Here is a 367-nt window from a genome sequence, read left to right as displayed (position 1 = left end):
CTTCACGAACAGTGGCAGGCCGAGCCGGGCGATCACCGCATCGACATCCACCGACGCCGCCTGGTGGCGGCGGATGCACAACCACGGCGCTACCTGCAGACCCGCGTCGCGCAGCAGGCGCTTGGTCACGTCCTTGTCCATCGCCACGGCCGATCCCAGCACCGGTGAACCGACGAAGAGCAGGTTGGCCATGCGCAGCATGCCCTGCAGCGCGCCGTCCTCGCCCAGCGGCCCGTGCACGATCGGCAGCACCACATCGATCTGCGCCAGGGCGCTGGCCGCGTCCGAGGGCTGCAGCTGCGCCCGCTCGGCGCCCGGAAGGACCGCCAGCGACAGGCCGGAACGATGCAGCGCGATGCGGACCGGA

Annotated in this window: 1 pseudogene; it reads right to left on the bottom strand. The window is 71.4% G+C overall.

The window, feature by feature from the left end:
* Window positions 1-367: pseudogene (locus EN850_RS34285) on the bottom strand (D-alanine--D-alanine ligase A); the annotation flags it as partial.

The sequence above is a fragment of the Mesorhizobium sp. M8A.F.Ca.ET.207.01.1.1 genome, from assembly GCF_004794715.1.
Classification (GTDB): domain Bacteria; phylum Pseudomonadota; class Alphaproteobacteria; order Rhizobiales; family Rhizobiaceae; genus Mesorhizobium.
Note: the sequence above shows the minus strand (reverse complement) of the source record. Positions and strands in the feature narration are given on the sequence as shown.